The organism is Aquiluna sp. (genome assembly GCF_965064355.1).
Genome location: NZ_CBCHRQ010000033.1, coordinates 1 through 12,575, shown reverse-complemented (window position 1 = coordinate 12,575; position 12,575 = coordinate 1). Strand labels below are relative to the sequence as shown.

At 54.0% G+C, this 12,575-nt stretch carries 11 protein-coding genes; 2 read left to right on the top strand and 9 right to left on the bottom strand.

The features are described 5' to 3' along the window. Positions 1-21 precede the first annotated feature (21 nt). From gltX to AC128V_RS04270, 4 genes are read right to left on the bottom strand one after another with little or no spacing between them, the layout of a single operon-like run. On the bottom strand, positions 22-1,527 hold the full coding sequence (gltX, locus tag AC128V_RS04285; RefSeq protein WP_482763448.1) for a glutamate--tRNA ligase: 1,506 nt from the start codon (positions 1,525-1,527) through the stop codon (positions 22-24). 14 nt (positions 1,528-1,541) lie between these two features. Next, a complete protein-coding gene (locus AC128V_RS04280; protein WP_482763447.1) occupies positions 1,542-2,294 on the bottom strand; it encodes a fumarylacetoacetate hydrolase family protein in 753 nt (250 codons plus the stop codon). 4 nt (positions 2,295-2,298) lie between these two features. Then, a complete protein-coding gene (locus tag AC128V_RS04275; protein ID WP_482763446.1) occupies positions 2,299-3,384 on the bottom strand; it encodes a branched-chain amino acid aminotransferase in 1,086 nt (361 codons plus the stop codon). A 9-nt stretch (positions 3,385-3,393) separates the two neighbouring features. Beyond that, positions 3,394-4,422, bottom strand: a complete 1,029-nt coding sequence (locus AC128V_RS04270; protein WP_482763445.1) for a 3-isopropylmalate dehydrogenase — start codon at positions 4,420-4,422, stop codon at positions 3,394-3,396. 134 nt (positions 4,423-4,556) lie between these two features. Between AC128V_RS04270 and AC128V_RS04265 the strand changes: the two genes are divergently transcribed. Then, on the top strand, positions 4,557-4,874 hold the full coding sequence (locus tag AC128V_RS04265) for a rhodanese-like domain-containing protein (RefSeq protein WP_482763444.1): 318 nt from the start codon (positions 4,557-4,559) through the stop codon (positions 4,872-4,874). A gap of 18 nt (positions 4,875-4,892) precedes the next feature. Here the strand turns inward: AC128V_RS04265 and serA are convergent, their stop codons facing one another. The 5 genes from serA to ilvD form a co-directional block, all read right to left on the bottom strand. After that, positions 4,893-6,488 (bottom strand): phosphoglycerate dehydrogenase, encoded by a 1,596-nt coding sequence (serA, locus tag AC128V_RS04260; RefSeq protein WP_482763443.1) that lies wholly within the window; start codon positions 6,486-6,488, stop codon positions 4,893-4,895. Positions 6,489-6,613: 125 nt separating this feature from the next. Beyond that, positions 6,614-7,639 carry a ketol-acid reductoisomerase gene (gene ilvC / locus AC128V_RS04255; protein WP_482763442.1) on the bottom strand — a complete coding sequence of 342 codons (1,026 nt, stop codon included), beginning with the start codon at positions 7,637-7,639 and terminating at the stop codon, positions 6,614-6,616. 40 nt (positions 7,640-7,679) lie between these two features. Next, positions 7,680-8,186 (bottom strand): acetolactate synthase small subunit, encoded by a 507-nt coding sequence (gene ilvN / locus AC128V_RS04250; RefSeq protein WP_482763441.1) that lies wholly within the window; start codon positions 8,184-8,186, stop codon positions 7,680-7,682. A gap of 2 nt (positions 8,187-8,188) precedes the next feature. Continuing rightward, on the bottom strand, positions 8,189-9,943 hold the full coding sequence (locus tag AC128V_RS04245) for an acetolactate synthase large subunit (protein ID WP_482763440.1): 1,755 nt from the start codon (positions 9,941-9,943) through the stop codon (positions 8,189-8,191). Between the two features lie 27 nt (positions 9,944-9,970). Next, positions 9,971-11,662, bottom strand: a complete 1,692-nt coding sequence (gene ilvD / locus AC128V_RS04240; protein WP_482763439.1) for a dihydroxy-acid dehydratase — start codon at positions 11,660-11,662, stop codon at positions 9,971-9,973. A gap of 38 nt (positions 11,663-11,700) precedes the next feature. On the opposite strand from ilvD, the gene AC128V_RS04235 reads away from it, so the two are divergent. Further along, positions 11,701-12,575: phytoene/squalene synthase family protein (locus AC128V_RS04235; RefSeq protein ID WP_482763438.1), on the top strand; the 875-nt coding region annotated here is incomplete at its 3' end.

Genomic DNA, 12,575 nt, shown 5'->3' with positions numbered 1-12,575 from the left:
GCCTAAGCCCGACGCTCTATCTTAGTGCGCGGATGCGAAAGCCTCTAGTCGAGAAATGCTTCTTTGCTTGCCTAAGAACTCCATGCATTCGAAAAGCGGTGGGGTAACCCTTCTCCCCGAGAAGGCGGTTCGAATTGGACCAAAAGCATTTCTTGGCTTCTCGCCTAACCCCTCGACCAAAGCCTCGCTGAGCTTGGCCTGAATCGCATCGGTGGTGAAATCCGTGAGGTCTCGAAGTGCCGAAACGGCGGTCTGGATGATCAACTTGGCATTCTCAGGAAGCTGCTCTAGAGCATCTGCCTCATAGTGCAGCTGGTCGTCGGATTGGAACATGAAGCCCAACATGCCAGCTGCCTCAGAAAGGACCGTGATGCGCTCCTGGACCAGTGGCGAAAGCTTGTGAAGTAGCTCCAACTGCTCGGTGCTACAAGCGGCAGGTAGCACCCCTGCGGACTGAAGGTAAGGCAGGATTCTTGCCTCGAAGTCAGCTGGCTCAAGCAGTCGAATGTGAGAGGCGTTGATGGAGTCAGCCTTCTTCTGATCAAAGCGAGCCGGGTTGGGGTTCACGTTCGCCACATCGAAGTTTGCGCAAAGCTCGTCGAGGGTAAAGATGTCGCGATCTGCGGCAATCGACCAACCCAACAGCGATAGGTAATTTAGAAGACCCTCTGGGATAAAGCCACGGTCTTTGTGCAAAAAGAGGTTGCTCTCTGGGTTTCGCTTAGAAAGCTTCTTGTTTCCCTCGCCCATTACAAATGGCAGGTGGCCAAAGCGTGGGATGAACTTGGTGATTCCCGCCTCAAACATCGCGTTGTATAGCGCAATCTGACGTGGCGTAGAGGAAAGCAAGTCTTCACCTCGCAGCACGTGAGTGATGCCCATCAAAGCGTCATCTACCGGGTTCACCAGTGTGTAGAGCGGTTGACCGCCTGGTCGAACCACCACGAAGTCAGGGAAAGATCCAGCTGGGAAAGTAATCTCGCCGCGCACTAGGTCGTCAAATGTAATGTCTTGGTCCGGAACTCTTAGGCGAAGTGCCGGCTGGCGTCCCTCCGCCAGGTAGCGCTCGCGGTCGGCTTGAGATAGCTCGCGTTCTGAATTGTCATAGCCAAGCTGAACCGCTCTGCCATTGGCCTTATTGCGCTCTTCGATTTCCTCGGCGCTGAGGAAAGACTCGTAAACGTGACCAGACTCTTTTAGCTTGTCAATCACATCCATGTAGATCTCGGTACGCTGAGACTGTCGGTATGGCTCGTGCGGGCCACCGACCTCAACCCCCTCGTCCCAATCCATGCCCAACCAGCGCAGGGCATCAATGATCTGGTGGTAGCTCTCTTCCGAGTCACGCGCTGCATCGGTGTCCTCGATGCGGAAAACAAATGTGCCGCCTACTCTTCTGGCATATGCCCAGTTGAAAAGTGCGGTTCTAACCAACCCAACGTGTGGGGTTCCGGTTGGAGATGGGCAAAAGCGGACTCGAATCTCTGAGCCGGTGGCGATTGTGGTGGGTGCGGTAATTAGCGTCATAACAACTGACAAGCTTAGGCAACTTGGTTACGTAAAACGCCAATACCCTCAATCTCACACTCAACCAAATCGCCGTGATTCATTCGAGAGATTCCCGCTGGAGAGCCGGTGAGAATGACGTCACCAGGGAAAAGAGTGACGTTTTCCGATACATACGAAACGAGGGTTTCCACATCGAAGATCATGTCTTTGGTGTTGGCGTGCTGACGTAGTTCACCGTGAACCCGCGAATCTAAACGCTTACCCCTTGGGTCGAAGTCGGTCTCAATCCATGGGCCTAGCGGGCAGAAGGTATCAAAACCCTTTGATCTTGCCCACTGCAAGTCGGAGAACTGAATGTCCCTAGCGGTGATGTCATTTCCAATGGTGTAGCCGAAGATGTGGCTCATGACTTCACCCTTGGAGATGTTCTTCGCCTGCTTACCGATTACGACCGCAAGCTCAACTTCTACTTCAACCTGGTCAGATTGGTGTGGCAACACGATGGTGTCCCCCGTGCCAATGATGGCGCTAACCGGCTTGAAAAACATAAGAGGCTCATCTGGCACATCCTGCGAAATTTCAGCTGCGTGAGCGGCGAAGTTCATGCCGATGCAGATGATTTTGCTTGGGGTAACCGGTGCCAAAAGTTGAATCTGATCTAGGGCGACAGTTTGCCCAGAAAGTTCCTTGGATTCAAATGGATTACCCGCAAACAGGGAGACCTGTTCTCCAACCACCGAACCGAATCTAATCTCGCCGTTGAGATTGAATCTTGCAATTCTCATTCGCTTAGTCTGCCAGCTTATGCATCCAGTTGTGACGATCTGGAACAGTTCCATACTGAATTCCAGTCAACTCCGCTCTCATCTGAGCAGTGAGTTCTCCTGGCTCGTTGCCGCCAATAACGATTTCCTCTTGCTCTGACTTGAAGATGCCAACCGGGGTAATCACCGCCGCGGTGCCACAGGCAAAGACTTCAACGATGTCGTTTGCCTTGACACCATTGCGAACCTCATCGAGAGTCACCTTGCGCTCTTGAACCTCAAGGCCCCGATCGCGAAGCAGTGTGACCAAAGAGTCTCTGGTGATGCCGCGCAAAATTGTGCCATCCAGCGCAGGAGTCACAACGTGGCCGTCTTTGTAGACAAAGAACAGGTTCATCCCACCCAGTTCTTCGATGTAGGTTGCGCTCTCGGCATCTAGGAACATCACCTGGCTGCAGCCGTTTTCGAGGCCCTTGGACTGAGCCAACAAGGATGCCGCATAGTTACCACCGGTCTTTGCCTCACCGGTGCCGTGCTTTCCAGCACGAGCCGAATCCAGTGCAATCCAAATCGCTACCGGCTTTAGTCCGCCGGTGAAATAAGGACCAACCGGAGATGCGATAACGCGGTATTCCACGCGCTGAGCTGCACGGACACCCAAGAAGTTCTCGGCAGCAATCTCAAAAGGTCTGAAGTACAGGGTCTTCTCGCCCTCAGGAGCTGGAACCCAATCACCATCTACCGCGATTAGCTGTCTGAGTGACTCAATAAACACCTCGGTAGGTAGCTCAGGCAGTGCCATGCGGTGAGCTGAGCGCTGAAGACGCTTGGCATTGGCCTCAGGCCTAAATGTCCAGATCGAGCCGTCCTGGTGGCGGTATGCCTTTATGCCCTCGAAGATTTCCTGGCCATAGTGCAAAACGGCAGCCGAGGGATCCATCATGATTGGGCCGTAAGGGATGACCTCGGCGGAGTGCCAACCCTTGTCCTTCTCCCAGACCACAACAACCTGGTGGTCGGTGAGCTTTGCACCAAAGACCGGGTTTGCGAGAATCGCATCGCGCTCACTGACTGGAGTTGGGTTTGGGTTTCGGGTTACCTTGAAGTCCATGATCGTCACCTATATAAGCTCCAGGATGCTTTGAGCAACCTGATCGGTCGAACGCTTTGAATCCCCGCGGTGAGCTAGGTCTTGCGCTACCGCTTTTTCGATCCTGACTGCCGCCTCGGTGTAGCCGAGGGTTCTGGCCAAAAGGGCTGCAGAAAGGATTGCTGCAGTTGGATCAGCGAGATTTTTGCCCGCGATATCCGGAGCTGAGCCATGAACGGGTTCGAACATGGATGGGAAAGCTCCAGTTGGATTTAGGTTAGCCGAAGCAGCCAAGCCAATGCCACCGCAAATAGCGGCTGCAAGGTCAGTGATGATGTCACCAAAGAGGTTGTCGGTCACAATCACATCGAACCGCTCTGGGGAACTAACCATGTGAATGGTGGCAGCGTCGATGTGCATGTAGTCGTGGGTCACCTTTGGATACTTGAGAGAAACCTCTTCAACCATGCGTAGCCAAATCTTGCCGGCGTGCACGAGGACGTTGGTTTTGTGAACCAGGGTGACGTGCTTGCGCTCACGGTTCGATGCCAGGTTGAAGGCGTATTCCACTGCTCTGCGAACACCAAAAGCGGTGTTTACTGAAACCTCGTTGGCGACCTCTTGGTCGGTGCCCTGGCGGATAGCTCCGCCATTTCCAACGTATGGACCTTCGGTGCCTTCGCGAACAACCACAAAATCGATGTTCTTGGCATTTGAAAGCGGTGAGACCACTCCATCAAAGAGTTTCGATGGGCGAAGGTTGATGTGGTGGTCAAAAGCAAAGCGAAGCTTCAGCAAAAGCCCGCGCTCCAAAACTCCTGATGGAACCCTCGGGTCTCCAATTGCTCCAAGCAGAATCGCATCGTGCTTGGCCAACTGCTCAAGGTCGTTTTCTGTAAGTGCCTCGCCGGTTGCAAGGTAGCGATCAGAACCCAGGTCATAGCTTTTGATGTCGAGTTCTACTCCGCCAAGAGCCTTCTCCAAGGCGGCAATGCCGACAGAGGTGACCTCAGGACCGATGCCGTCACCGGCTACCACAGCAAGATTGATGGATTTCAAAACTAGGCCTCACAGATTGTTTAGAACAACCTTATTGCCTTTTGCCCATGCTCACAGGGCTAACCCCTGCTCAGACATGGCAAACTAGAGCAAGTCTTTCTGGCTTGAAGCCAGATTTATGAAAGGGATGACAAATGGCTAATGAAGTAACTATCGACGAACTAGAAGGCGCAATCGCACAGGGTGCATTTGTTGTTGATGTGAGAGAAGACCACGAATTCGAGGCCGGCCACGTCCCTCAGGCCCACCACATTCCACTCAGCACCGTCCCGGAGAACACCGAACTGTTGCCTCAGGACGAGACTATTTGGATTATCTGCCAGGGTGGGGTTCGCAGTATGAGGGCTGCCGAATACCTTGAGGCTCAGGGTTTTGATGTCGTTTCGGTTGCCGGCGGCACTGGCAGCTGGATTTCTGCTGGCAAAGAAGTTTCGCTAGACCCTAGCCTCTAAAAAAGTCGGATCTAAGGCTTAGTAAGCCTCAGAAATCGAGATTGCCTGCATAACATCGGCCTTGATCTCAGTGCGGAGCTTCTCCAAAATCTCATGGGCGACTGGGGAGTCAACGGTAATTACGCTGAGTGCCTTGCCGCCTTTTTGCTGACGGGCGATGGTCATTGCAGCGATGTTTACCGATGCCTCGGCAAATGCCTTGCCGTAAACGGCCACGATGCCCGGACGGTCTTGGTAGACCATGACAACCATGTGGTCAGCCATTGAAAGCTCAACGTCGTAACCGTTGATCGAGACAACCTTCTGGTGGTGCTTAGGTCCAATAACTGTGCCGCCAGCAGAAACTACCGAGCCATCTGAAAGCACAGCCTTCAAGGTTGTGACATTGCGATATTCATCGCTCTCGGTTGCCTGAGTTAGACGAACCTCAACCCCGCGCTGCTCTGCCATTAGCGGAGCATTCACGTAGGAAACCTGCTCGGTAACCATGGTCTGGAACAATCCCTTTAGCGCCGCCAACTTCAAGACGGTGACATCGTGAGCCGCGATCTCTCCCCTGGCTTCAAACTCAACCGAAACGATCGAGGTGTGAGCAAGACCGGCCACAATCTGGCCAAGTTTCTCGGCTAGTGGAATTCCTGGCTTCACGGATGCATCGATAACACCACCGGCGACATTCACCGCGTCTGGCACGAGGTCGCCAGCGAGTGCAAGGCGTACCGAACGAGCAACCGAGATACCGGCCTTTTCCTGGGCCTCATCGGTTGATGCGCCAAGGTGTGGGGTAACCAAGATGTTTTCCAAAGTTAGAAGTGGTGAATCCTTTGGAGGCTCGTTTACGAATACGTCCAAACCAGCACCTGCGATGCGGTTGGTCTTTAGAGCTGCGTAGAGCGCAGCCTCGTCGATGATTCCACCGCGCGAGCAGTTCACGATGCGAAGGTTTGACTTAGCAATCGCGAACTGGTCTGTTGAGATCATGCCGGTGGTCTCAGGAGTCTTAGGAATGTGGATGGTTATGAAGTCAGCACGCTTCATCATCTGATCCATGTCCACCAGCTCAACGCCGATTTGCTCAGCACGAGCCTGGGTCACATAAGGGTCATAGCCAATCAGCGTCACACCAAAGCCAGCCAGACGCTGCGCCACCAAGGTTCCGATGCGCCCTAGGCCAATGATTCCGATGGTCTTCTCATAGAGCTCGACACCGGTGTACTTTGCGCGCTTCCACTCACCGTTTTTTAGCGATGCGTTGGCATCTGGGATGTGGCGAGATAGCGCCATTAGCTGGGTAATCGCCAGCTCGGCAGCGGAGATCACGTTGGAGGTTGGTGCGTTCACAACCATTACGCCAGCATTAGTTGATGCCTTGATGTCGACGTTGTCTAGACCCACTCCAGCGCGGGCGATGACCTTAAGCTTTGGAGCGGCGGCAATAGCCTCTTCGTCCATTTTGGTGGCAGAGCGAATCAATACGGCATTCGCATCGGCAAGTGCCGGAAGCAGCTTTGAGCGATTCGCACCATCTACGTGGCGAATCTCAAAATCAGGACCAAGGGCTTCAACTGTGGCAGGCGAAAGCTCTTCGGCAATTAGAACAACTGGCTTAGACAATGGCAAACCTAACGTCGTTATCGACAGCGATGGGAATGTCTAAAGTCTAGCCGAAGAAGCTGGATTTAGGCATTGACCCAGAATAGCCAAAAACCCCCGATTCCTCGGGGGTTTTTGATTGATATTTAGCGGGCGGCGCTGCCTTCTTGGTAGTCGTCGTCAGTCTTGATCCAGCTGAACAGCTTGCGTAGTTCGCGGCCGGTGGCCTCGATTGGGTGAGCCTCACCCTTCGCGCGCAGTGCCTTGAACTCTGGAGCTCCGGCATCCTGGTCATCGATGAAACGCTTGGCGAATGCACCGGACTGGACGTCAGCTAGCACATCCTTCATGCGAGCCTTGACTTCTGGTCCGATAACGCGTGGGCCGGAAACATAGTCACCGTACTCAGCGGTGTCGGATACGCTCCAACGCTGCTTTGCAATGCCACCCTCATACATCAGGTCAACAATGAGCTTTAGCTCGTGTAGCACCTCGAAGTAAGCGATCTCTGGCTGGTAGCCAGCCTCGGTTAGGGTCTCAAAGCCATACATAACTAGCTGAGATGCGCCACCACAAAGAACTGCCTGCTCACCGAATAGGTCGGTCTCGGTCTCCTCGGTGAAGGTGGTCTTGATGGTTCCGGCACGGGTACCACCGATTGCCTTGGAGTAGGACAGACCTAGCTCAAATGCGTGACCGGTTGAGTCCTGCTCGACGGCGATTAGGTTTGGAACACCCTTGCCTGCGACATACTCGCGACGAACTGTGTGTCCTGGGCCCTTTGGTGCCACTAGGAAGACGTCTACGTCGCTTGGTGGGGTGATGTAACCAAAGCGGATCGCAAAACCGTGACCGAAGACGATTGCGTCTCCTGCCTGCAGGTTAGGAGCGATGTCATTGGTGTAAAGGTCGCGCTGCTTAGGGTCCGGAGCAAGCACCACGATTACGTTGGCCCACTTGACTGCATCTCCAGGGGTTAGAACCTTTAGGCCCTGCTCGGATGCCTTGGCACGAGACTTGGATCCTTCTGGAAGTCCAACTACGACGTCTACGCCGGAGTCCTTTAGGTTCAGTGCGTGAGCGTGACCCTGCGAGCCAAAGCCCAACACGGCGACCTTGCGGCCCTGGACGATGCTTAGGTCTGCATCTTTGTCGTAGAAGATTTCTGCCACTTTATTTCTTTCTCTGATGGTTGATAGGAAAACTATTTGTTTAGCGAAGTACTTTTTCGCTCATGGACTTAGAGCCACGCGAAATCGCGATTGCTCCAGATTGAACTAGTTCTTTGATGCCGAATGGCTCGAGCACCTTTAGGAACGCCTTGCACTTTGCCGAGTCGCCGGTGACTTCGATTACAACCGAGTCGCTTACAACATCGATGACTCGGGCTCTGAATAGCGTAACGGCTTCTAGCACCTGTGAGCGAGTTGCCGCATCGGTTTTTACCTTTATCAGCATGTGATCGCGAGCGATCGAAGCATCCTGCTCCAACTCAACAACTTTCAAAACGTTGATCAACTTATTGAGCTGCTTAGTTACCTGCTCAAGTGGCTGACCATCAAGGCTTACCACTGCGGTAATGCGAGATAGGCCCTCGACCTCGGTGGTTCCCACCGCAAGTGATTCGATGTTGAAGCCACGGCGAGCAAAAAGTGCGGCCACGCGAGTCAAAATACCAGGCTTATCTTCAACCAAAAGTGAGAGTACGTGCTGAGACATTTCTACTCGTCCCCTTCCCAAATCGGAGCGGCGTCACGGGCATACTGCACCGCATCGTTGGAAACACCTGCTGGAACCATTGGCCAAACCATGGCATCTCGTCCAACGATGAAGTCGATGACAACCGGTCGATCGTTGGTCTCGATTGCCAGCTTGATGGCGGCATCGATCTCGTCTTCCTTCTCAACGCGAATCGCTAGGCAGCCGTATGCTTCGGCAAGCTTGACAAAGTCCGGAATCATAACGGTGTCAGTGCCGGTGTGAAGATCGGTGTTCGAGTAGCGCTTGTCATAGAACAGGGTCTGCCACTGGCGCACCATACCCAAAGAAGAGTTGTTGATAATTGCAACCTTGATTGGGATGTTGTTGATCGCACAGGTGGCTAGTTCCTGGTTGGTCATCTGGAAACAGCCATCGCCGTCGATTGCCCAAACTAAACGATCTGGCTCGGCAACCTTTGCACCCATAGCTGCCGGCACCGAGTAACCCATAGTTCCCGCGCCACCCGAGTTCAACCAGGAGTTTGGACGCTCGTACTTGATGAACTGAGCTGCCCACATCTGGTGCTGACCAACTCCGGCACAGAAGGTCGCCTCTGGGCCAGAAAGTTCGCCGATGCGCTTGATAACTAGCTGAGGTGACAGCTTGCCGTCGTCAGTATCAACGTAGCCAAGTGGGTAGCGCTCTTTGAGACCGTTCAGGAACTGCCACCAGGAAGCAAAGTCTGGCTTCTTGCCGGCTAGCTGCTTCTCAAGCTCTGCGGTAAGCATTGCGATTACAACCTTGGCATCGCCAACAATTGGAACATCTGCGTGGCGAATCTTGCCGATTTCTGCAGGGTCGATATCAACGTGGATGACCTTGGCGCCCGGAGCGAAGCTCTTTACATCTCCGGTAACTCGGTCATCAAAACGAGCACCCAGGGTGATTAGCAGATCTGCCTTTTGCAACGCGGTCACCGCAGGAACGGTTCCGTGCATACCCGGCATACCAAGGTGGTTTGGGTGTGAATCTGGGAAAGCACCGCGTGCCATCAAGGTGGTGGTAACCGGCGCGCCAACCAGCTCAACTAGTCGAGCAAGCTCGACGTGCGCTTCGGCACGAATTACACCGCCACCGACGTAGAAGATTGGCTTGTGGGAGGCAAGAATCATTTCGGCTGCGGCCTGGACCTGCTTGCCGTGTGGGTCGGTAACCGGCTTGTAGCCGGGAATCTCAACTTTTGGTGGCCAAGAGAATTCAAACTTCTTATTCTGAGCATCCTTAGCAACGTCTACCAAAACCGGACCCGGACGACCGGTGGTTGCAAGTTCATAGGCTGCCGCAATGGTCGCTGGGATTTCAGATGCATCGGTGACCAAGAAGCTGTGCTTAGTAATAGGCATCGTGATACCAACGATGTCCGCCTCTTGGAAAGCGTCAGTTCCAATCGCGTGAGAGTTCACCTGCCCGGTGATTGCAAGTAGTGGGACAGAGTCCATCATGGCGTCCATGATCGGGGTAACCAGGTTGGTAGCTCCCGGTCCGCTGGTGGCGATGCAGACTCCGAGCTTTCCGCTGGCGGCTGCGTAGCCTTCGGCAGCGTGACCGGCACCTTGCTCGTGGCGCACCAAAATGTGACGAATCTTTTTGCTGTCCATCAATGGGTCGTAGGTGGGGAGAATCGCTCCACCTGGCAGACCGAAGATAGTGTCAATCCCCAACATCTCAAGCGAGCGGATGATTGCCTGTGCTCCGGTGAGCATTTCCTTAGACATTGGACCTTCTTCGTTCGTGGTGTGCAACTAACCGCAGTAGGCGCCTTCTGCGGCGGAGTGCACGAGCTTGGAGTACTTAGCGAGAACACCGCGGGTGTAACGCGGTGGCAGCGGCTGCCAGTCAGTCTTACGGCGAGCCAACTCTTCATCGTCGACCAGTAAGTCAAGCGAACGAGCTTTGATGTCAACCCGAATCAGGTCTCCATCACGCACCAGGGAAATAGGTCCACCGTCGGTGGCCTCTGGTGCAATGTGTCCGATACATAGGCCGGTTGTGCCGCCCGAGAATCTTCCGTCCGTCAATAGTAGGACATCTTTACCTAAACCGGCACCCTTAATAGCACCGGTAATAGCAAGCATCTCGCGCATACCCGGGCCGCCCTTAGGGCCCTCGTAGCGAATAACCACTACGTCGCCGGAGGTGATATCACCGCGAGATAGTGCCTCCATAGCTGCCCCCTCACGCTCAAACACGCGCGCTGGGCCTTCAAAGAAGGCCAGGTCAAAGCCAGCGGTCTTCACAACTGCGCCATCTGGAGCGATACTGCCGTGCAGAATCGCAATGCCGCCGTCTTTGTGAATGGGATTGTCCATGGCACGAATGATCTTGCCGTCTGGGTCAGGTGGGTTGATATCCGCAAGGTTCTCGGCAACGGTCTTGCCAGTAACGGTTAGACAGTCACCATGGATAAGTCCAGCGTCCAGAAGTGCCTTCATCACTACCGGCACTCCGCCAACGCGGTCAACATCGTTCATTACATACTGACCAAAAGGCTTTAGGTCTCCAAGGTGTGGAACCTTGTCAGCGATGCGGTTGAAGTCTGCAAGCTGCAGATCTACTTCAGCCTCGCGGGCGATTGCAAGCAGGTGAAGCACGGCGTTGGTGGAACCACCAAAAGCCATAAGCACTGCAATTGCGTTCTCAAAGGCTTTCTTGGTCAAGATCATGCGAGCGGTAATGCCCTTGGCAATCAAGTTCACCACGGCCTCACCCGAGCGGTGTGCCCAAGCGTCGCGACGACGGTCGGCAGATGGTGGGGAGGCAGAACCAGGAAGGCTTAGGCCTAGGGCCTCACCAATGGAAGCCATGGTGTTAGCGGTGTACATACCGCCACAAGCGCCTTCACCAGGGCAGATTGCTCGCTCAATGCGGTCAACGTCCTCAAGGCTCATCTTGCCGGCTTTGCAGGCACCAACCGCCTCGAAGGCGTCGATGATCGTTACCTGCTTCTCAGTACCGTCAGAAAGTTTTACCCAACCAGGTGCAATGGAACCCGCGTATAGAAATACTGAAGCTAGGTCCAAACGAGCAGCCGCCATCATCATGCCCGGCAGTGACTTGTCGCAACCGGCCAACAAAACAGATCCGTCAAGGCGCTCTGCCTGCATAACAGTCTCCACCGAGTCCGCAATTACCTCGCGGGAAACCAGAGAAAAGTGCATGCCCTCGTGGCCCATGGAAATACCGTCAGAGACCGATATGGTTCCAAATTCCAGCGGGTAACCCTTGGCAGCGTGGACGCCCATCTTGGCGGCATCAGCTAGTCGATCAAGCGAGAGGTTGCAGGGGGTGACTTCGTTCCAAGACGAGGCAACGCCAATCTGTGGCTTCTCCCAGTCTTCATCTCCCATTCCGACCGCGCGGAGCATGCCGCGGGCAGCGGTTCTCTCTAGGCCATCGGTAACAGCAAAGGAGCGTGGTTTCATCGAGCTAGGCATTGTTCAATCCTACCTACAACTGCTAGTAGCCTAGAAGTGTGGAAAGCCAAGATACGACAAAGATCCCGACTGGGCTTGTCCTGTACTCGCAGGCAGCGCATCGCGCCAGCAAAGAGGTCATTTACAGCTACTCGACCTCCTTTGGCATGGCAACCAGGTTGCTATCTAAAGATGTAAGGCACCACGTCGAGAACATTTACGCCCTGGTGCGCGTTGCCGATGAGATTGTTGATGGCTCTGCCGCAGAGGCAGCGCTAAGTGCACCGGAATTGAGTCCCGAAGCAGAACTCAATGCATTTGAGCAGGAAACCTATCGCGCTATGCGACTGGGATTTAGCACCAATCTCATAATCCACGCCTTCGCAGTTACGGCCCGCGAGGTTGGCATCAGCAAAGACATCGTTGAGCCATTTTTCTACTCGATGCGTCAAGACCTAACCGAGACAGAACACACCCAAGAAACCTTTGACACTTACGTCTATGGCTCCGCGGAAGTCGTTGGGCTGATGTGCTTGGCTGCATTCGTGCACGGGCGCAGTTACTCCCAAGAGGAGAAGATTGGTCTGGTAAAAGGAGCTCGAGCGCTCGGTTCAGCATTTCAAAAGGTGAACTTCCTTCGCGACCTAAGCGCCGACTTCAAACGTCTTGGACGCAGCTACTTCCCAAACGTGAATGTCTCAAACTTCGATGAGCAAACTAAGTTTCGCTTGGTCGAGGACATCAACCAGGATCTAAAGGTGAGCGCTCAGTCACTGCCACTGCTGCCAAAATCCGCCAGGGCTGCGGTTACCGCAGCGCAACTTTTGTTTACCGAGCTAAACCACAAAATTGGAAATACCCAAGCCACCAAGTTGATTGAGACTCGTATCAGCGTTGGCAACTTCAAAAAGTTGTCGCTGGTAGTCAAATCATT

Excerpts from the sequence above, each read along its gene's own strand:
- gltX (WP_482763448.1), bottom strand. The coding sequence starts at position 1,527 with ATGACGCTAATTACCGCACCCACCACAATCGCCACCGGCTCAGAGATT.
- AC128V_RS04280 (WP_482763447.1), bottom strand. The coding sequence starts at position 2,294 with ATGAGAATTGCAAGATTCAATCTCAACGGCGAGATTAGATTCGGTTCG.
- AC128V_RS04275 (WP_482763446.1), bottom strand. The coding sequence starts at position 3,384 with ATGGACTTCAAGGTAACCCGAAACCCAAACCCAACTCCAGTCAGTGAG.
- AC128V_RS04265 (WP_482763444.1), top strand. The coding sequence starts at position 4,557 with ATGGCTAATGAAGTAACTATCGACGAACTAGAAGGCGCAATCGCACAG.
- ilvN (WP_482763441.1), bottom strand. The coding sequence starts at position 8,186 with ATGTCTCAGCACGTACTCTCACTTTTGGTTGAAGATAAGCCTGGTATT.
- AC128V_RS04245 (WP_482763440.1), bottom strand. The coding sequence starts at position 9,943 with ATGTCTAAGGAAATGCTCACCGGAGCACAGGCAATCATCCGCTCGCTT.
- ilvD (WP_482763439.1), bottom strand. The coding sequence starts at position 11,662 with ATGCCTAGCTCGATGAAACCACGCTCCTTTGCTGTTACCGATGGCCTA.